Here is a 20,320-nt window from a genome sequence, read left to right on the forward strand (position 1 = left end):
GTACCAGTTTTGATATGGCCGCTCCAATTTCTGCATCTTTTCCACATTTAATTTTGCCAAAAGGCCAGATTAAAGATGGATTATATACGGCTTTGCGTGATGCAATTTTAGATGGAAGGCTGACTGCCGGAACAAAATTACCCTCAAGTCGTGCTTTGGCAGAGATGATGTCAATTTCAAGGAATTCTGTATTGGCGGCTCTTGAACGATTACTGGATGAGGGATATTTATTTACTAAACCAAGTTCGGGTACCTATGTTGCTGAGGTTGTGCCAGATCAGTTAATACACGTTCAAAAAAATTCAAAAGAAACGTCTAAAAATACTCATCGTTCCTTAAATATTAATCCGAATATTGAAGCTTTATTGGATTCATGGCGAAAGCAGTCATGGTTAAGTAAAAAGAAAAAGATGTTTCATGTAGGGGTAGGCTGTATTGATTTATTTCCTCATCAACTGTGGGGCAAGTTATTAACGCAAGCTTGGCGGCAGTCGTATTATCAGCTTGGTCAATTTTACGACCCACGTGGCTATCTACCTTTGCGTCAGGCAATTTCTGAATATGTTCGCTCCACCCGAGGGCTAAACTGCAACGAAGAGCAAATTATTATCGTAAACGGAACGCAGCAAGCTATTCATTTAACAGCCTATGCATTAGTTCAAGCAAATGATGAAGTGTGTTTGGATGAGCCGGGATATGATGCAGCTTTTAAGATTTTTCGAAGTTTTGGCGCTCAGATAAATTTGATCGAGAGTGATGAGGAGGGAATGCAAATTTCTGAAATTACTGATCATTACTTCAAAAGCAAACTGGTCTATACAGCACCTTCACATCAGTTTCCTTTAGGGGGAACTTTAAGTTTAGCTCGCCGTTTTGCTTTATTAGATTGGGCAAACAAACAAGAAAAATGGATTTTTGAAGACGATTATAATAGTGAGTTTCGCTATGGCACTCACCCAATTCAAGCACTACAAGGTTTAGATCAGCAGCAAAGAGTCATTTATTCTGGCACTTTTACCAAAATGATGTTCCCGGAGTTTCGTTTAGGGTTCATGGTTGTACCTGAAGCATTAATTGAAACCTTTAGTGCAGCTAAATACTATACTGATGTACGAAGTTCATATTTAGAGCAGGTCGCTTTAGCTTTATTCATTCAACAAGGCCACTATGCTCGACATGTACGTAAAGTTCGAAAAGCATGCTATGAGCGTCAACAAGTATTGATTAACGCTATTAATGAATACCTTTCAGAAGTACTCGATGTTCAGCCAACAGATTCAGGCATTCATCTTATATGTTGGTTAAAAGCACCATGGACAGAGCAGGAGTTTATTTCTCATTGCTCGGCATTAGATTTGGAGATTCAACCTCTATCAAGATATTGTCAACTTGAGTCGAAAAAAGCAGCAGTTATGTTAGGCTATGCTGCACATCAACCTGAGGAAATGGTGGAAAATATTAAGAGACTAGCCATCAGTATCAAAAAGTAAAATAGCTAAACTTTTCAAAATTATATCTGGATTTTAGAGTGATTTTATTTTTAATGAGAAGGGCAAAGTATTTATTCGATTTAAATATTTGATGAAATTTTAAAAAATTTAAATTTAAAAGATTTATTAATCTTATTTTAAGCTAACTTCATTATTCTAATAATATCAAAGCTCAGTACAGTACACCTTTTGGCCACATTCTCCAGATGTGGCCTCTTTTTATTAGGAATAAATATAGCTTAGAATGAATTAATTTTTTAAGGAGAATAGGATTTAATCTTCTTCCATGGCATTACTATAAAACTTAACACCTAGTTTAATTCGGTCTCGACCATTACTCATACGCCAACGGTTGGTGTCACGTAAAGAATATACACAACCGCAATATTCCTGTTGGTAAAATTCCTCTCGCTTACTGATTTCAATCATTCGACTAGAGCCACCATTTTTTCGCCAGTTATAATCCCAATATTGAATATCTGGATAATTGGATGCTGCTCGAATTCCGCAATCATTAATTTGAGCCATATTTTTCCAACGAGAAATTCCTAACGAACTACTGATGAGACTAAAGCCGTGTTCATGTGCATAAAGGGCAGTTCGTTCAAAACGCATATCGAAACACATGGTACAACGAATACCGCGTTCTGGTTCATCTTCCATACCTTTAGCTCGAGCAAACCAATTATCCGTATCATAATCGGCATCGATAAATGGAATATTATGCTTTTCTGCGAAACGAATATTTTCTTCCTTACGGATGAGATATTCTTTTACCGGATGAATATTAGGATTATAAAAAAATATTGAAAATTTAATTCCAGAATCAATTAATGCTTCCATAACTTCTCCTGAACAAGGAGCACAGCAAGAATGAAGTAATAATTGATCATGTCCAGATGGGAGTTCTAATTTTAAACGTTGAGTTGACATAATAAAAAATTAAATTGCAATTCTAATAATTATATATTTTTATTTTGTATAATGTGAACTGAATTATTTTCAATTAAACATGAAATTAATTTAATATCTTAAAATTTATTTATTACTTTATTTTTTGGTTTAGTTGAATGTAATGAAATAATTAGATTATTAAATATTAAAATTATTTATATAGGTGCTTTTAAATTTATTAACCGAAATACTATATAGTAATATAAAATATAGATAAATTTAATATTTTTTAAAATAATAATACTAAAAAACAGCTAGGTAAGTGATTGATGTTTCTAGATATAATTTTAAATTTTTTATGTTTTTATTGTGATGTCTGTCACAAATAAACCTTATTTTTTCAATTAAATTATTTCTTTAGATTTGTAGCTTTAATAAATCTATACTATAAAATTCGATGTGTTTTTAAATTTAAGTGTGTGATTATTTGAGATATGAAAGATTGGCAATGTAAGTATTGTAATGGTTACATTATGGTTAATCATTCAAAGATCAGTGTAGGAGAAAAAGTTTACTTTTTGGTATATAAATTTGATGCAAAGAATGAACGGAAAAAATTATATAAAAAGGGAATTGTAGTTGCTCGCTATGATAATATACTTCACATTGAGTCACGTAAAAAAACTTATAAGATCGAACAAGCTAAGGTCTATCCATTAGGAGCACCAATGCCTTTTGTTTATAACATGTTTTGGATTTGCGGGTGTCCATGTACCCTACAAAATTAATTTCTAAAATTTAATTGAATTAATAATCGTATCAAATTTATTTTCACAGCGCTTATAGAGCTTATAGAAAAGCCAAGACAGATAAGCTCATAAAAGTGGTTTTTAGCAGTTAAGGTGTTTGGATTTTTATTTGACAAAGTAAAGATGCTCTTTTATAAACCTCGAGTAAAGTTGAGGTTAATCATGATAAGTGAAAATAAAAAAGCTGACTCTAGTCGAGTTTTGACTGTGGGTGAAGTTGCAAAAAGGAGTGGAGTTCCTGTCTCGACCCTACATTTTTATGAGACGAAAGGGCTGATAAAAAGTATAAGAACCAATGGTAATCAGCGCCGTTTTCCCTTAATCGTTTTAAGATATATTGCGATTATTAAAGTTGCTCAAAGAGTAGGAATTCCTTTAAATGAAATTAAAGAGGCTCTTAGCGCATATCCTATGGGGAGCAAATTAACAGCTAAACAGTGGAAAGAGTTATCAAGCCATTGGCGAAAAGATCTCGATGATCGTATTCAAAAATTAACGAGGTTACGGGATGAAATGGACTGGTGTATTGGTTGCGGTTGCTTATCATTAGAGCAATGTCCATTAAGAAATCCTGAAGATGTTTTAGGGCAAGACGGATCTGGAGCACGAATTTTGGAAAGGCCATGATCGCAATATTTTGATAATTATTTTTAGAAAGGAAAATCTTAAATTCCAATTAATTAAAGAAATGGTGAGTAGAACTCCCAAGTGAGTTTTTTATTGTAAACAAGACACATGAAACATGAATTTTTTTGATATCTTTAGTTTTTTTATTAAGAAGCAAAAATTTATGAAAAAAATTATCTTTCTTGGCTTAGCGCTTGTTTCGTTAACGGCTTGTTCATCTGTACAACATAAAGATTCAACTCCACCAAAAATTGGTTCACCAAACCCAGCTAGTCAATATTGTGTTGAACAAGGTGGGAAATTAGAAATTAGAAATGAAGCAAATGGTCAGGTTGGGTATTGTCATTTACCAAACGGCCAAGTCGTGGAAGAATGGAAATTATTCCGTGATAATCAAGCAAACTGTGTAGCAGAAGAAGCTCAAAAATTAGTGGGTCAATCTGGCCTTACTGATGATCAAATTAAACAAAAAACTAAATCAGAAATTGTGCGCAAAGTGGCTCCAGGTCAACCAATGACTATGGATTATCGTACAAACCGAGTTACAGTTACTATTGATCCTGCTTCTAAGAAAATTACTCAGGCAACCTGTGGTTAATATGTTTAATTAAAGTTTGCTAAATCAAATTTTAAAGAAAAGAGCCTGCTGAAAATGCAGGCTTTTTTACTTTAATTTTCGGAATAATGGATAACGGGATACTCTTTTTGTTGTGGCAGCTTCTGTAAAGCCTGATTAATTTTGATGAGAAAAATATCCACTTTGTCTTGGCTTGGATTGTTGGTGTTGTATGAAGCTCTTTCTTGATAGTTAATTCCGCATCCAATAATTTTCATATTTGCAGGATTAAAGCTCCAGTCATTTGCATTCTTGATCGAGATATCTAAATCACTATCACATTCTTTCCAGAGTTTTAAAAATTGATTGGAATATACAGCTGGAGCTTCTTGTGCTCGGTAGGCTGTAAATCCTTGCATTTCGGGATTAGCAAACTGAAGGAGATGATTGGTAGGCATTCCTCCCCAAAGTATAGCCGTATCTTTCGGTAGCTTTATTCCTGTTATATGTTCTTCTTTAAGTGGTGCAGTTTGCTCATCTTTCTGTTTGGACTTTTGAGATTTATAAACCAGTTTTGTTCCAACAGGAACTGTTACACCTTTGATTTGAGTTATTTGTGTTGTATAGAAATAAGGCGAATCATCACGGCTACAGCCTGTCGGGTTATAACAACCAATACAACCACTTAATAATAAAACCGGGCAACTTAAAACACTTAATTTGAATACTCGATCCATTTTTCTTGTCTTTAATTATGTCTAGAAATTTAATATATCAGTATTTAAATCAATAATAAAAAAAGCCCCTAGCGGACTAGAGGCAGAAAAACATCAGATGCAAGAACAGGTGAATTATGCATCTGAGTTAAGTAGGTTGTATCAAACCATGTAAAGCACTTTACCAGCAAAAATGAATAAAAATAGGGAGGTGCGACTAATGGCTAATATTTGTAGTTTTTTATTTGTACAACTTCCTGTACTTGTTTTAAGGAAGGAGGCGCTAATACATTTATATTTGTTAATAAAAACTACAAAAGTTATGGCTGTGAACAAAGTTATTTATCGTGATTGTTCAACCGTTGTCTTTTTGTGCTACTGCCGAAGAGTTATTCGTGATTTGTACTTGGCTTAATGATAATTTTAGAGCTATCCGAAAGGACACAATAATGACGAACATACGAATAATAATGAATCGAAGGTAGGACCACGTGTTTATTAGTGTATTTGATCTTTTTAAAATTGGCATCGGCCCATCTAGCTCCCATACAGTTGGACCCATGCGAGCGGCATACAGTTTTGTGGATGATTTATTGAAGCAAAACGATTTACAAGCAACAGCTAGAGTTCAGGTGAAGTTATACGGTTCGCTGTCGGCAACGGGTGTCGGTCATGCGACAGACAAGGCTGTTCTGTTAGGTTTAATGGGTTTTGACCCTGAACATATTGATACCCAAGTAAGTACAAGCTTGATTGAAGATGTTCTAGAAAATAACGCCATCCAGCTTCATCGGCAAAAGAGTATTGCTTTTGACTATAAGCATGATGTGCTTTTTTTAGATGACTCTTTGCCTTATCACCCCAATGCAATGGAGTTGATTGCGTATAACGAGGCTCAAGAAATTTTATATGCAGAAACTTACTATTCGGTTGGTGGTGGCTTTATTGTTAGCCAAAGACAATTAGCACACACCCAAACTGAAACAAACGACGTTAAGGTTCCATATCCATTTCACAGTGCGGCTGAACTTTTAAGCTTATGTAGAACTCATCATTTATCAGTGAGCGAGTTAATGCTTGAAAATGAAAAAAGCTGGCGTAGTGAGGCTGAGATTCGTAGCAAGATTATGGAAATCTGGAAAGTGATGCAGCAGTGTATTCACAACGGATTAATTAATGAAGGCATATTACCGGGCGGATTAAACTTAAAACGTCGGGCTAAAAAAATTCACGATAAGTTATTAAATAAGAAAAACTCAAACCTGATTGTGACGACTTTCCATGCGATGGAATGGGTCAATTTATTTGCCTTAGCGGTAAATGAGGAAAATGCTGCTGGCGGTCGAGTAGTGACGGCACCCACAAATGGGGCAGCAGGAATTATTCCGGCAGTTTTATATTACTACGTGACTTTCTCTAAAGACTTTTCCGAAGATAAAGTGGTTCGTTTCTTTTTAAGTGCAGCAGCCGTTGGCATTTTATGTAAACTCAATGCTTCTATTTCTGGTGCAGAAGTAGGGTGTCAGGGCGAAGTCGGTTCGGCATGTGCGATGGCTTCGGCGGGTTTAGCCGAAATTTTAGGAGCATCACCTGAGCAAGTGGAACATGCGGCTGAAATTGGGCTTGAACATAATTTGGGTTTAACGTGTGACCCGATTGGTGGTTTGGTTCAGGTGCCTTGTATTGAACGAAATGCAATTGCAGCCGTAAAAGCCATTAATGCAGCCCAAATGGCACTTCATGATGACGATGAACACTTTGTCACGCTAGATAAAGTGATTCAGACCATGAAAGAAACAGGCAGAGATATGTCTGAGAAATATAAAGAGACTTCAAAAGGTGGTCTCGCTGTTAACGCAATTGAGTGCTAAAAAAAAGAGATGGGGACGAGGTACCCCATCTCAATTTAAACATTAAGCCTCGCGAGCAACTAAAGTTAAAATGTCATAAGTTGCGACAAGTTCACCACGTTGGTTTTTGACTTTAATATCCCATACCACAACGCCATGCGCAGGCTGAGATGGGTCTTTTTGTGGCTTAGGTGTTTTTTGCTTACAGGTCAATTCAACCTGAATCGAATCACCAATTTTAACTGGTTCAACAAAACGTAAGTTGTCCATACCATAATTGGCAATCACAGGGCCTTGTGCTGCATCTACAAATAGACCTGCTGCGGCAGACACAATGAAATATCCATGTGCAACACGCTCACCAAAGAAAGACTCGGCAGCTGCAATTTTGTCGGTATGCGCATAGAAATAGTCACCGCTTAAACCAGCAAAGTTAACAATATCTGCTTCGCTTACGGTGCGACGCGCCGTTAATAAACGTTCACCAATCACTAACTCATCAAAAGACTTTTTAAATGGATGTACGCGGTCTTCGTTAACTTTCGAGCCAGCAGTCCATGAGTGGGTAATTTGCGTCAAACTATTTGGAGAACCTTGAATTGCAGTGCGCTGCATATAGTGTTTAACCGCGCGAATACCACCTAACTCTTCACCGCCACCTGCACGGCCAGGGCCGCCATGCACAAGATGAGGCAGTGGTGAACCATGTCCTGTACTTTCTTTTGCCGATTCTGTATCGAGTACATGCACACGCCCATGCCAAGGTGCAATTTTTTGAATAATCTGCTCAATATTCTCATCGTTATTTTTAACGACTGAAGCCACTAAGCTACCTTCACCACGTGAAACAAGGTCAGCTAGTTCTTCAATGTTGTTGTATGGCATGAGGGTACACACCGGACCGAAAGCTTCTGTGGTATGAACATTCGTCGCTTGTAAAGGTTGTTCACAGAGCAATAAAGTTGGAGCGAAAAAAGCGCCTTTTTCAGGATGGTCTGCATTAAATGTAAAGCTATCATTGCCACCAAAAACAATTTTTGCGTCTTTGCTGAGTTCAGCAACTTTTTCTGCAACGTCATATTTTTGTTTTATGCTCGCTAAAGCCCCCATGGTGGTTTCTTCTTTTTGCGGGTCACCCACTACAACTTTAGCAAGTTTGGCAGTTAGCTTTTCTTGCACAGTTGCTAACAAGTTTTCAGGAACAAATGCACGACGAATCGCAGTACATTTTTGGCCTGCTTTTGTGGTCATTTCACGGAAGACTTCACGCACAAATAAATCGACAGTTTCTTCATTTGCCTCAGGGCTTAAAATTGCACTGTTTACCGAGTCGGCTTCCATGCTAAATGGAATTGAATATTTATTGAGGTGAGGGTGGTTACGCAGTTTTTGGCCTGTGTAAGCAGAACCTGTAAACGTAACACAGTCTTGAGGGCTTAAGTGGTCGAACAAGTCATAAGTCTGACCACAAATGAGTTGTAGCGAGCCTTTTGGTAATACATGTGCTTCTTCAATGGCTTTTACAACAGCTTGAGTTAATTGAGAGCCATCGGTTGCAGGTTTTACAATACATGGCACACCTGCAAGTAGCGTCGGTGCAATTTTTTCAAGCATTCCCCAAATTGGGAAGTTAAATGCGTTGATGTGAACGGCAACACCTGCTTTTGGGCTTAAAATGTGTTTAGCGCCGAAAGTTCCATTTTTAGAGAGTTGAATCCAGTTGTCTTCGGTAATAATTTTTTCGTCATTGAGTTCACGACGAACCAGACTCGAATAAGCAAATAATGTCTGGATGCCACCTTCAATATCAATCCATGCATCTTTACGAGTTGCGCCTGTCGCATAAGCAAGTTTGTAGAACTCTTCTTTACGCTCAAGTAAATGTTGGGCAATTTGTTTTAATGCATTGGCACGTTGGTGAAACGTCCAGTTAGCCAGTTCTGAACCATTTTTTTTGGCATATTGAACAACACGTTTCATATCAATGCCATGACTACTTACGGCATAAATCGGTTCACCTGTAATAGCATGATAAACAGGGCGCAGTTCTTCACTCGTCGAATGCCATGTTCCATAGACAGAAGAAGCAAGATGAGGCAGTTGATGCTCAGACTGCTGAAAATCTGTGTCAGTTGAGGTTCCTTCTAGGTGTGCTTGTTCAAGCATGACCAAACTCCTTTTTTATTTGATACATCAATTATAAAAATTGCAAAAATATGATTCATAATTTCAGATTAATTTGTCTAAAAGTCAACTTTATTTTGATTTGTAAACGTAAAAAGATTTTTTGTTTTTAATTAATGTTTATTAATTTCAAATATTTATTCATTGTTTATCGGTTGGATTTAATTTGATACTAAAAAAGTGATTGACTTTGTTTTTAGTGTATCGAAAAATAGATTCAAGGGTGATACCTACAGGGAATGAAAGAATGGAAAACAATTACCAGAAATTTGAACAAAATATTGCCAATGAAATTACGATCGAGGCTAAGGATCAAATGCCCGATGCCTACCGCAAAACATTGATTCGTCAAATTGGGCAACATGGCCATTCTGAAATTGTAGGTATGTTGCCTGAAGGAAACTGGATTACTCGCGCACCAACTTTAAAACGTAAAGCGGTTTTACTGGCGAAAGTACAAGATGAAGCGGGTCATGGTTTATATCTATACAGTGCAGCAGAAACCTTAGGTGCTGACCGTGATGACATGATGGAAAAGTTGATTGATGGAAAAATGAAATACTCATCAATCTTTAACTATCCAACTTTGACTTGGGCAGATGTGGCTGCAATTGGTTGGCTTGTCGATGGGGCAGCCATTGTGAACCAAGTTGCGCTTTGCCGTACTTCATATGGGCCATATGCACGTGCGATGGTACGTATTTGTAAAGAAGAAAGTTTCCATCAACGTCAAGGTTTTGAAGCGATGATGGCTTTGGCAAACGGTACGCCAGAACAAAAACAGATGGCACAAGATGCGGTAAATCGCTATTGGTGGCCAGCACTGATGATGTTTGGTCCAAGTGATGAGCATTCTCCAAACAGCGCACAAAGCATGGCGTGGAAAATCAAACGTTTTAGTAACGATGAATTACGTCAAAAGTTTGTCGATAACACCGTACCGCAAGTGTTGCAACTTGGCTTGGAAGTACCGGACCCAGATTTAAAGTTCAATGAAGAAACAGGCCACTATGAGTTTGGTGAGATTGACTGGCACGAATTTAATGAAGTGATTGCCGGACGTGGGCCATGTAATCACGAGCGTATCGAAGCTCGTCGTAAAGCATGGGAAAACGGTAAATGGGTTCGTGATGCAGCAGTAGTCTACGCGAAAAAACAGCAGCTTGAAGCGAACAAAGTGGCTTAACAAGATTTATGGAAAAATTTGAGGAAATCAAAATGGAAGATAAAAACAACTGGTCGCTCTACGAAGTATTTGTACGTAGTAAACAAGGCTTAAGCCACCGTCATGTAGGCAGCTTAAGAGCACCGGATGATGAAATTGCACTACAACATGCTCGTGATGTTTATACGCGCCGTAATGAAGGAATTAGCATTTGGGTGGTTCGTTCAGAACTCATTAAGTCATCACAGCCAGATGAAAAAGCTGAATTTTTCGATCCTTCTCTAGACAAGGTTTATCGTCATCCGACTTTTTACCATATCCCAGATGGCATTGAGCACATGTAAGGGGAGTGGCAAATGAATCATTCAGTTTTATCTAAATTCTTATTACATATTGGTGACAGCCAACTGGTTTTATCTCAGCGTTTGGCTGAATGGTGCGGGCATGCACCTGAGCTAGAAATTGATATTGCCTTAGCCAATATCGGCTTGGACTTGTTAGGTCAAGCAAGAAACTTTTTAACGTTGGCTGGTCAATATGATGAAGCTCAACGTGATGAAGACCAACTTGCGTATTTCCGTACAGAACGCGAGTTTTTAAACCTATTGTTGTGCGAACAACCCAATGGTGACTTTGCACAAACGATTGTACGCCAATGGTTGATGGACCATTACCATCTTCATTTATTTACGGCTTTAACGCAAAGCTCACTTCCTGAATTAAGTGCGCTTGCTGTCAAATCTTTAAAAGAAGTGAAGTATCACATCCGCTTTTCGACAAGCTGGATGGAACGTTTAAGTTTAAGCACAGATGAAGCACATCAACGTGTGCAAGACGGATTAAATAATTTATGGCGCTTTACCGCTGAGTTATTTGAACTTAATGCAGATGAACAAGCATTAGTCGAACAAGGTGTGATTCCAGATTTTTCAAATGAAAAAGAACAATGGAACCAAACCATTGCAGATGAGCTTAAGCGCTTTGAATTAAATGTTGCCGTGAACGGTGCTTATCGCCGTGGTGCGAAACAAGGATTGCATACCGAGCATTTAGGTTATTTGTTGGCTGAAATGCAATGTATTCAAAGAACTTATCCGGGAATGACCTGGTAAGACAAGGAGGTGAGCCATGCAAATGATTCGTCATTGCATCGACCAATGTTGGGATGTTCTACAAACGGTAAGTGACCCTGAAATTCCGGTTTTATCAGTTGTCGATTTGGGCATGATTCGCGGTGTAGAGATTAACAATCAACAAGAAATTATTGTTCGTCTAACGCCAACATATAGCGGTTGTCCAGCAACAGATATGCTCAAAGCACAAATTGTTGAGGCATTTACCGCAGAAGCTTTGACACCGGTCAAAGTGATGGTCGATTTATCAGAAGCATGGACCACAGACTGGATGTCGGAAGCGGGTAAAAAGAAACTGCAAGTTTATGGCATTGCACCACCAGAAGGGTTAGCGCATCAGTGTGGCACCCATGTTCACTTAAATGATGGCGTTGAGTGCCCACGTTGCAAAAGCCGACATACCCGACTGTTAACAGAGTTTAGTTCTACCGCCTGTAAAGCACTTTATAAATGTCAGGACTGTCTTGAGCCTTTTGATTACTTCAAATGTATTTAAGTCTTTAGATAAGGAAATCAGCCATGAGCCAATTTGTACCATTAAAAGTAAAAAGTATTACGCCTCAAACCGATCAGGCAATTTGTATTGCATTTGACGTTGTACCTGAACAACAAGAACAATTTCAATTTCAACCGGGTCAACACTTAACCATTCGCCATTTAACCGAAGCTGGTGAAATCCGCCGTTGTTATTCAATTTGTAGCTATGCGGGTAAAGAAGACATCAGCATTGCGGTTAAAAAAATTGATCAAGGTCAATTTTCAAACTGGGCCAATGACCATTTAAAAGTGGGCGATGTGCTTGAAGTCATGCCACCACAAGGTGTGTTTTTTCAAAAAGCAGCCAAGATGGGCGGTCAAAACTATTTAGGCGTTGCTGCGGGCAGTGGTATTACCCCAATTTTATCCATTGTTAAACAAGTTTTGTTTGAACAACCTGAAGCTAAATTCACGTTGCTCTATGGCAATCGTTCATGGAAACAAACCATGTTTGCCGAGCAAATTATGGATTTGAAAGATCAGTTTAAAGAACGCTTTCAACTCATCAATATCTTTTCTCGTGAGTTCAATGATAGCGAACTGATGAACGGTCGTATTGATGCAGAAAAGCTTAAGCAACTTTTTGATTTTGAAGTGCTTGAAACGAGTTTTGACCATGTATTTGCCTGCGGCCCAGACGAAATGATGAATGCCGTAGAAAATACGTTGCCGAACTTTGGTATTGCCAAAGAGCGCATTCACACCGAACGTTTCCATACAGGACAAGCCCGTAAACGTAGTGTTGAAGCGGATGCAAACCGTAAAGAAGAAAAGGTCAACATCATTTTAGATGGTCGTGAACTGATTGTTTCTGTGGCTCAAGATGATGAAAGTATTCTTGATGCGGCTTTACGTGCAGGTGCTGACTTACCGTATGCATGTAAAGGTGGGGTGTGTGCGACCTGTCGTTGTAAGGTGCTTTCTGGGGAAGTTGACATGTTCCTTAACTATAGTCTTGAAGAAGATGAAGTTGAAAAGGGCTATGTGCTGAGCTGTCAGACCTTACCAAAAGGCTCAAATGTTCGTTTGAGTTTTGATGAGTAGAGGCTGTCATGCAAGAGTTGATCAAAGCCAGCACAGCAACTGACGGTGTTTTGTTATTAACCTTAAACCGTCCAGAAAAAAGAAATGCTTTAAACAATGCAACATTGCAGTGTTTATGCGAGTTGCTCGAAGAAGCTGAACATAATGCTCAAGTCAAAGCGGTGGTTTTAACGGGTAATGCTCAATGTTTTGCGGCTGGAGCAGATCTAAGTGAGTTGGCTGCAATGGACGCCGTGTCTTTGCAACTCGATATTCGCCCGAAGCTTTGGCAAAAAATTGATGCGTTTAGTAAGCCACTCATTAGCGCAGTCAATGGCTATGCCTTAGGCGCTGGGTTTGAGTTGGTTTTGCATTCAGATATGGTGATTTGCGGTGAAAATGCCCGTTTTGCACTACCTGAAATTGGCCTTGGGATGCTGCCGGGTGCAGGCGGAACACAGCGTTTGGCTCGCTTGGTTGGGCAACAGCTCACCATGCGCTGGGCCATGACAGGTGAAATGATTTCGGCAAAACAGGCAGAGCAACATGGCATTTGCAGTCAAGTGGTGCCGACCGAATTAACCGTCGAATATGCAGTTCAACTTGCAGCCAAAATTGCCAAACAAGCGCCTTTAGCGATTCGCGTGATTAAACAATCAATTAAAAGTATTCATGAAACAACATTAAGTCAGGGACTCAAGTTTGAACGTCAAAACTTTGTCTGGCTGGCGGCTACAAAAGATCGAAACGAAGGGATTAACGCTTTCTTTGAGAAAAGAAAGCCAGTGTTTAGAGGTGTGTGATGGACTATCAAAATATTATTGCTGAAGAAAAAAATGGTGTTGGCTACCTGACATTTAACCGCCCAAAAGCACTGAATAGCTTTAACGTTGATATGCACTGTGAAGTTGCTGAGGTTTTAAACCTGTGGACTAAAAATCCGGATGTTCGCTGTGTTGTGATTAGTGGCGAAGGCCGCGGCTTTTGTGCAGGGCAAGATTTAGGGGACCGTGTAGTAGACCCAAACGCTGAAGCTCCAGATTTAGGATATTCCATTGAAACTTACTATAACCCGCTCATTAAAATGATTGTAAATATGCCAAAGCCTGTGATTTGCGCCGTAAATGGTGTGGCGGCAGGTGCAGGGGCAAATATTGCACTGGCATGTGATTTGGTGATTGCAGCTAAATCGGCAAACTTCGTACAAGCATTTTGCCGCTTAGGTTTGGTTCCAGACTCGGCGGGTACATGGTTTTTACCACGTGCTGTAGGTCATGCGCGTGCTATGGGATTGGCTTTGTTAGGTGACAAGCTCCCAGCAGAAACCGCAAAAGAATGGGGCATGATTTGGGATGTTGTAGAAGATGCCGAGCTTAAAACAAAAGTGACTGAACTCGCTGAACGTTTAGCAAAACAGCCTACATTTGGCTTATCTCTTATTAAAAAAGCGATTCATCAATCAAGCAATAACACTTTTGATGAGCAAATGCTTTTAGAGCGAGATTTACAACGTATTGCGGGTCGTTCCGAAGATTATCGTGAAGGGGTACAAGCCTTTATGAATAAACGTGAACCAAATTTTAAAGGGCGCTAAGCATGACAGATTTAGACTTATCTCGTGCCCGAATTGCCGTTATTGGTTCTGGCACCATGGGCATCGGCATTGCTCAGTTAGCGATCGTTAATGGGCACTCGACCGTTTTATATGATCTGGACGCTCAAAAAGCGCAACAAGCCGCTCATGGCTTAGGGCAGACATTTAAAAAGCTGGTTGAAAAGAGCAAGCTTACACAACAGCAAGCTGATGAAGCCTTAGCGCATTTAACAGTGGTCAATCAAATTGAAGCGCTGCGTGATGTCGACTTGGTGATTGAAGCTGTTGTTGAGAAGAAAGAAGTTAAACAGTCTTTATTTAAACAGCTCGCTGAAATTTGTAGTGAGAAAACCATTTTTGCAAGTAACACATCTTCAATTTCAGTGACTGCAATTTCGGCGGGTATTGCTCATCCTGAGCGCGTAGTAGGTTTACACTTTTTTAACCCTGCGCCAGTCATGAAATTGGTCGAAATTGTACAAGGCTTAAAAACACCAAACAGCTTATGTTTGGCTCTAAAAAATTTGATGTTGAATTGGAAAAAAATTCCAGTACTCACCAAGTCGACTCCCGGTTTTATTGTTAACCGAATTGCACGTCCATTTTATGCAGAAGGCTTTAGAGCACTGCAAGAACAAGTCACCAGCTACGACCAGCTAGACTATGCTTTAAAGCAATGTGGCGGTTTTGCGATGGGGCCGTGTGAACTCACTGACCTCATTGGGCAAGATGTTAATTTTTCAGTGACCCAGAGCGTTTATCAAGAGTTTTTTTATGAGCCACGCTACCGTCCAAGCCTCATTCAAAAAGAATTGGTCGATGCAGGTACTTGGGGCCGTAAGTCAAAACAAGGCTTTTATCACTATAACGAAAAAAATCAGTACGAGACATTTCAGCCTCAAGCTGTGGTTGCCAAACCAGTTGATGCCCATATTCAGCTAAAAGGGACTTGGTCTCAGCTACCTGCGTTTTTAACCCGTTTAGGTTTAAAAGGCGGATCTGCGAGCGACGACAATATCCTTCAAATTGATGATATCGACTTGCGTTTAAGCCAAGGTGAGTCTGCCAATATTCATTACTTAAGCCGTAAAGTGGTTTTAATGGATTGGCATCATGATTTTGAACACGCAGAGGCTTTAGTACTCAGTCATAACGAGCTTTGTGAAGCAAGTGATTTGGCTAAAGTTGAGGCTTACTTTGCACAGTTTGGTATCAGCGTGATGTGGATTAAAGACCATCCGGCACTGTTAACCTTACGAACCATCGCTTTACTCATTAATGAAGCCTGCGAAGCAAGTTTACATGGTGTTGCGAGTCTGGAAGATATTGATAATGCCATGAAATATGGAGTGAATTATCCTAAAGGCCCTTACCAGTGGTTGACACAAATGGGCGGCGCTTATGTGCTCCAAACCTTAAATAATTTATATGCACTGTATGGAGAGGAAAAATATCGCGCGAGTATCTACCTCAAACAATATGTAGCGAAAACTCAAAACATTGCTACCCAATATTCACGCGATATGACCGAATTTGCATAATCAGGAGTCAACATGGAAGACGTTTTAATTTGCGATTTTATTCGTACCCCAATTGGACGATACGCAGGTGCCTTAAGTGCAGTACGTGCAGATGATTTAGCTGCATTGCCGATCAAATATTTAAAAGATAAACACCCGAACTTGCCGTGGAATACGGTAGACGAAGTGTTTTTAGGATGTGCTAACCAAGCAGGTGAAGACAACCGTAACGTTGCACGTATGGCAACACTCTTGGCAGGCTTACCTGATACAGTTCCAGCCATGACCGTCAATCGCCTGTGTGCTTCGGGTTTAGATGCAGTAGGCCTTGCGGCACGCTCAATTAAAGCAGGTGAAGCGCAGTTCGTGTTGGCAGGTGGTGTTGAGTCAATGAGCCGTGCACCATTTGTACAAGCTAAACCAACCGAAGCGTTTAGCCGTACACCTGAAATTTATGACACCACTATTGGCTGGCGCTTTGTAAATAAGCAGCTCAAAGCACAATACGGCACCGACAGCATGCCTGAAACTGCCGAAAATGTAGCTGAAAAATATCAAATTAGTCGCGAAGACCAAGATGCGTTTGCATTGCGTAGCCAACAAAAAACCGCTGCTGCCCAACAAAACGGTTTTTTTAACGAAGAGATTTTGCCTGTCGAGATTGTAGACCGTAAGAAAAACGTAGTTGTGGTGAACCGTGATGAACATCCGCGTGAAACAACACTTGAAGCACTCGCTAAGCTAAAAGCGCCTTTTAGAAAAGAAGGTGGCTCGGTGACTGCCGGAAATGCTTCTGGTGTAAATGATGGCGCCGCATGTGTATTAATTACAAACCGTGAATTTGCAGATACACATGGTTTAAAACCTTTAGCACGCGTGATAGGCATTGCAAGTGCAGGGGTTGAACCCAAATATATGGGTATAGGTCCTGTTCCGGCTGTGCAGAAAATTTTAAAGCAAACAGGTTTAACGCTAGATCAGATGGATGTGATTGAGCTGAATGAAGCATTCGCAGCCCAATCTTTAGCTTGTATGCGTGAACTTGGTTTAAAAGATGACGATGAACGCGTGAACCCGAATGGTGGTGCGATTGCACTCGGACATCCGCTCGGTATGAGTGGTACTCGCTTAGTCATTACGGCAACACGTGAGCTAAAAAAACGCGGTGGACGCTATGCACTTTGCACGATGTGTGTAGGTGTTGGACAAGGCGTCGCACTGATTTTGGAAAACTTAAATTAATTCAGACGGTTTTTAAAATTACATAATGAGGAGAGAGGCGATGGACAGCCTTACAATGGATAATGTTGAGCAATTAACACTTGCAGAGCTTAGAGAGCTGCAAACTAAACGGTTAAAACAAACCCTGACTTTTGTATATGAAAATAGTCCGGTCTATAAGAAAAAGTTCGATGAAGCGGGTGTACATCCTGATGACTTCGTGACTTTAGACGATCTGGCGAAGTTTCCATTTACCACCAAACAGGATTTAAGAGACAACTATCCTTTTGGAATGTTTGCCGTACCGCAAGAGCAAATTGTGCGTTTACATGCATCATCGGGTACAACGGGTAAACCGACCGTGGTGGGTTATACCCAAAAAGATATTAATACTTGGTCGGACATTGTTGCGCGTTGCTTACGCATGGCAGGTTTAACCGCGAAAGATATGGTTCAGGTGGCTTATGGCTATGGACTGTTTACAGGTGGTTTAGGTGCACATTATGGTGCCGAGCGCTTAGGTGCAACAGTTATTCCAATGTCTGGCGGGCAAACTGAAAAGCAAGTTCAGCTTATTCAAGACTTTAAACCGACTGCAATTATGGTTACGCCATCTTATTGCGTGAGTATTATTGAAAAGCTCGAACAACAATTTGGTACTGCACGTAATACATCTTTAAAAGTCGGTATTTTTGGTGCCGAGCCTTGGACCAATGAACTGCGCCGTGAAATTGAAGAACGCCTCAATATTAAAGCACTCGATATTTATGGTTTGTCTGAGGTGATGGGGCCGGGCGTTGCGATGCAGTGTTTAGGTGAGGGCGAAGGGCTAACCATTTGGGAAGATCATTTCTACCCGGAAATTATTAACCCTGAAACAGGTGAAGTCTGCAAAGATGGCGAACTTGGAGAGCTAGTCTTTACGACTATTACCAAAGAAGGCTTACCAATTATTCGTTACCGTACTCGTGATTTGACCCGCTTACTACCGGGTGAAAATCTGGCAATGCGCAAAATGGATAAAATTGTGGGCCGTAGTGACGACATGCTGATTATTCGCGGCGTGAACGTTTTCCCAACTCAAATTGAAGAGCAAATTTTGCAAGTTCCGAATTTAGTTCCAAATTATGAAATTTTGGTGACTAAAAAAGGCCATATGGATACTTTGCATATTCGTACAGAGATGTGTCATAACTGTACTATACAGGCCAATCAACTTGCTCAGGAGTTGATGAAACGCATTAAAACCATGATTGGGATTAGCGTTACTGTAGAAGTTGTGACAGAAGCGACCTTACCTCGTTCGGAAGGTAAGGCAAAGCGGGTAATCGATATGCGTCAGATTGCTTAACATCAAGATCATTCAGGGTATAGAATCTATACCCTGAAACTAAACGCCAAGACATGAGTATGAGTGCAAAAATACAGCAAATAATTGATTCTGTTGTAAAGAATGAAACCTTAAGTGGAACTTCGCTTATTTCGACAATTTTTGGAGATTCAGTACTTCATCGGGGTGGAAACATTAGTCTTGCAAGCCTGATTCAGTTATTAGAGCTATTTGGTTTTAATGACCGCGCTGTAAGAACCTCAGTTTTTCGTTTAGTTAAAAATGATTGGTTATGTTCAGACAAAATCGGCAGAACCAGTTTTTATCGAATTACCGATTCGAGCCGTTCGACCTATTTACAAGCCGAGCAACGTATTTACAACGACCAGATGAAAGAATGGGACCATTATTGGGATCTTATTCTGATGTCTAGCCTCGACACTGAAAATAAAGCGTTGTTAAAGAAAGAACTCGAATGGTTAGGATTTGCCAATATTTCGACAAACTTAATGGCTTATCCGGGTTGTAACCGTATTGAACTGCAACGCTTGTTGGTTGACTTAAATATGAGTGAGCAAGTGGTGGTGTTTAAAGCCGAAACCTTGCAGCTCTTTAATAATTCGGTCGATACCATTGGTCGTATGCTCAGAACCAACTGGCCAATCGATGAATTACGCCAAAGATATTTACAGTTTCTCGATATTTTTAGAGAAATTGGCGTGTTGCTGATGCAAGAAAACGAACAACTTGAACCTGTTCAGGCCTTTCAAATTCGAACTTTGCTGATTCATTATTATCGACGAATTTTATTGAAAGACCCAGCATTACCGCTTGAATTGTTGCCAACTGACTGGCCTGCAATTAGTGCACGAACTTTATCAATGAACATTTATAAAAAAGTATTTGAACCTGCGGATGAATACTTCTTGTCTGTTGCAGCAACAGCAGAAGGACCAATGCCAAATGCCACAGCACATTATTGGCGCCGTTTTGGAGGTTTGGTGGCGACAAATGAGAGGTTAAATCATGCCTTGTTATAGTATTGACGGTGTTATTCCGGTGGTTAGCCCAGAGGCTTTTGTACACCCAACTGCTGTTTTAATTGGTGATGTGATTATTGAAGCGGGCGTATATGTGGGGCCATTTGCCTCATTACGTGCCGATTTTGGCCGTATTCATATTAAGCAAAATGCCAATGTTCAAGATAACTGCACCGTACACGGCTTTCCACAAAGTGTGACTTTAGTTGAGGAAATGGGGCACATTGGGCATGGCACAACTTTGCATGGCTGCCGCATTGGGAAAAATGTTTTGGTCGGCATGAACAGCGTAATTTTGGACTACGCCGAAATTGGTGAAAACACCATTATTGGTGCAAATAGTTTGGTCAAAACCAAAGATGTTATTCCGGCAAATGTATTGGCAATGGGCAGTCCTGCCAAGGTTGCACGCGATTTATCAGAACAAGAAAAAAAGTGGAAAACCAGAGGCACGCAAGAGTACATTGAGCTTGCGCAGCGCTGCTTAAATTCAATGCAAGAAGTTCAGCCTTTAACCTCAGAGTTGGATGACCGCCTGACCTATAAAGACTTTAATTCTTCAAACTATCAGATTAAACAAGATAGTGTTTAAGGGCTTTTAATCAGTCGATTTCAATACACATAGGTTCAT

The 20,320-nt window shown here is 39.9% G+C and carries 20 protein-coding genes; 17 read left to right on the top strand and 3 right to left on the bottom strand.

The window, feature by feature from the left end; all coding sequences use genetic code 11:
* Nucleotides 1-14 precede the first annotated feature (14 nt).
* The gene (pdxR, locus tag MKL33_RS12160) at nt 15-1,490 is read left to right on the top strand and encodes a MocR-like pyridoxine biosynthesis transcription factor PdxR (protein WP_270907023.1); all 1,476 of its coding nucleotides are present in this window, start codon (nt 15-17) and stop codon (nt 1,488-1,490) included.
* Nucleotides 1,491-1,763: 273 nt separating this feature from the next.
* Here the strand turns inward: pdxR and MKL33_RS12165 are convergent, their stop codons facing one another.
* Entirely contained in the window at nt 1,764-2,423 is a 660-nt protein-coding gene (locus MKL33_RS12165; RefSeq protein WP_005070032.1) for an epoxyqueuosine reductase QueH, read from the bottom strand.
* Nucleotides 2,424-2,878: 455 nt separating this feature from the next.
* On the opposite strand from MKL33_RS12165, the gene MKL33_RS12170 reads away from it, so the two are divergent.
* From MKL33_RS12170 to MKL33_RS12180, 3 genes are all read left to right on the top strand, one after another.
* Complete coding sequence (locus MKL33_RS12170) at nt 2,879-3,172, top strand: hypothetical protein (protein ID WP_016141447.1); 294 nt, start codon at nt 2,879-2,881, stop codon at nt 3,170-3,172.
* Between the two features lie 183 nt (nt 3,173-3,355).
* Nucleotides 3,356-3,820, top strand: a complete 465-nt coding sequence (gene soxR / locus MKL33_RS12175; protein WP_057069339.1) for a redox-sensitive transcriptional activator SoxR — start codon at nt 3,356-3,358, stop codon at nt 3,818-3,820.
* 163 nt (nt 3,821-3,983) lie between these two features.
* The gene (locus MKL33_RS12180) at nt 3,984-4,418 is read left to right on the top strand and encodes an I78 family peptidase inhibitor (RefSeq protein ID WP_031947948.1); all 435 of its coding nucleotides are present in this window, start codon (nt 3,984-3,986) and stop codon (nt 4,416-4,418) included.
* A gap of 71 nt (nt 4,419-4,489) precedes the next feature.
* Here the strand turns inward: MKL33_RS12180 and MKL33_RS12185 are convergent, their stop codons facing one another.
* A complete protein-coding gene (locus MKL33_RS12185) occupies nt 4,490-5,113 on the bottom strand; it encodes a hypothetical protein (protein WP_069036063.1) in 624 nt (207 codons plus the stop codon).
* A 470-nt stretch (nt 5,114-5,583) separates the two neighbouring features.
* Between MKL33_RS12185 and MKL33_RS12190 the strand changes: the two genes are divergently transcribed.
* Nucleotides 5,584-6,963 carry an L-serine ammonia-lyase gene (locus tag MKL33_RS12190; protein ID WP_270907024.1) on the top strand — a complete coding sequence of 460 codons (1,380 nt, stop codon included), beginning with the start codon at nt 5,584-5,586 and terminating at the stop codon, nt 6,961-6,963.
* A 42-nt stretch (nt 6,964-7,005) separates the two neighbouring features.
* On the opposite strand, the gene paaZ is transcribed toward MKL33_RS12190, so the two are convergent.
* Entirely contained in the window at nt 7,006-9,108 is a 2,103-nt protein-coding gene (gene paaZ / locus MKL33_RS12195) for a phenylacetic acid degradation bifunctional protein PaaZ (RefSeq protein WP_270907025.1), read from the bottom strand.
* 265 nt (nt 9,109-9,373) lie between these two features.
* Between paaZ and paaA the strand changes: the two genes are divergently transcribed.
* Genes paaA through MKL33_RS12255 form a run of 12 tightly spaced genes read left to right on the top strand, consistent with a single transcriptional unit; the run spans nt 9,374 to nt 20,281 of the window.
* Complete coding sequence (paaA, locus tag MKL33_RS12200) at nt 9,374-10,312, top strand: 1,2-phenylacetyl-CoA epoxidase subunit PaaA (RefSeq protein WP_014206395.1); 939 nt, start codon at nt 9,374-9,376, stop codon at nt 10,310-10,312.
* A 32-nt stretch (nt 10,313-10,344) separates the two neighbouring features.
* On the top strand, nt 10,345-10,635 hold the full coding sequence (gene paaB, locus MKL33_RS12205; RefSeq protein ID WP_000389648.1) for a 1,2-phenylacetyl-CoA epoxidase subunit PaaB: 291 nt from the start codon (nt 10,345-10,347) through the stop codon (nt 10,633-10,635).
* A gap of 12 nt (nt 10,636-10,647) precedes the next feature.
* On the top strand, nt 10,648-11,403 hold the full coding sequence (gene paaC, locus MKL33_RS12210) for a 1,2-phenylacetyl-CoA epoxidase subunit PaaC (RefSeq protein ID WP_270907026.1): 756 nt from the start codon (nt 10,648-10,650) through the stop codon (nt 11,401-11,403).
* A 16-nt stretch (nt 11,404-11,419) separates the two neighbouring features.
* Nucleotides 11,420-11,920 (top strand): 1,2-phenylacetyl-CoA epoxidase subunit PaaD, encoded by a 501-nt coding sequence (paaD, locus tag MKL33_RS12215; protein WP_004709491.1) that lies wholly within the window; start codon nt 11,420-11,422, stop codon nt 11,918-11,920.
* 23 nt (nt 11,921-11,943) lie between these two features.
* On the top strand, nt 11,944-13,005 hold the full coding sequence (gene paaE, locus MKL33_RS12220) for a 1,2-phenylacetyl-CoA epoxidase subunit PaaE (protein WP_077164164.1): 1,062 nt from the start codon (nt 11,944-11,946) through the stop codon (nt 13,003-13,005).
* 8 nt (nt 13,006-13,013) lie between these two features.
* Entirely contained in the window at nt 13,014-13,787 is a 774-nt protein-coding gene (locus MKL33_RS12225) for an enoyl-CoA hydratase-related protein (protein ID WP_270907027.1), read from the top strand.
* Nucleotides 13,787-14,578 carry a 2-(1,2-epoxy-1,2-dihydrophenyl)acetyl-CoA isomerase PaaG gene (gene paaG, locus MKL33_RS12230; protein ID WP_238517653.1) on the top strand — a complete coding sequence of 264 codons (792 nt, stop codon included), beginning with the start codon at nt 13,787-13,789 and terminating at the stop codon, nt 14,576-14,578. The genes MKL33_RS12225 and paaG overlap by 1 nt, the downstream gene beginning before the upstream one ends.
* A gap of 2 nt (nt 14,579-14,580) precedes the next feature.
* The gene (locus MKL33_RS12235) at nt 14,581-16,119 is read left to right on the top strand and encodes a 3-hydroxyacyl-CoA dehydrogenase (RefSeq protein ID WP_270907028.1); all 1,539 of its coding nucleotides are present in this window, start codon (nt 14,581-14,583) and stop codon (nt 16,117-16,119) included.
* Nucleotides 16,120-16,131: 12 nt separating this feature from the next.
* On the top strand, nt 16,132-17,340 hold the full coding sequence (pcaF, locus tag MKL33_RS12240; protein ID WP_270907029.1) for a 3-oxoadipyl-CoA thiolase: 1,209 nt from the start codon (nt 16,132-16,134) through the stop codon (nt 17,338-17,340).
* Between the two features lie 40 nt (nt 17,341-17,380).
* A complete protein-coding gene (paaK, locus tag MKL33_RS12245; protein WP_000377857.1) occupies nt 17,381-18,670 on the top strand; it encodes a phenylacetate--CoA ligase PaaK in 1,290 nt (429 codons plus the stop codon).
* Nucleotides 18,671-18,723: 53 nt separating this feature from the next.
* The gene (gene paaX / locus MKL33_RS12250; RefSeq protein WP_000062822.1) at nt 18,724-19,689 is read left to right on the top strand and encodes a phenylacetic acid degradation operon negative regulatory protein PaaX; all 966 of its coding nucleotides are present in this window, start codon (nt 18,724-18,726) and stop codon (nt 19,687-19,689) included.
* Complete coding sequence (locus MKL33_RS12255; protein WP_270907030.1) at nt 19,676-20,281, top strand: DapH/DapD/GlmU-related protein; 606 nt, start codon at nt 19,676-19,678, stop codon at nt 20,279-20,281. Before paaX ends, MKL33_RS12255 begins: the two co-directional genes overlap by 14 nt.
* Nucleotides 20,282-20,320: the final 39 nt, after the last annotated feature.

Source organism: Acinetobacter sp. AOR43_HL (assembly GCF_027854635.1).
GTDB lineage: Bacteria > Pseudomonadota > Gammaproteobacteria > Pseudomonadales > Moraxellaceae > Acinetobacter > Acinetobacter pittii.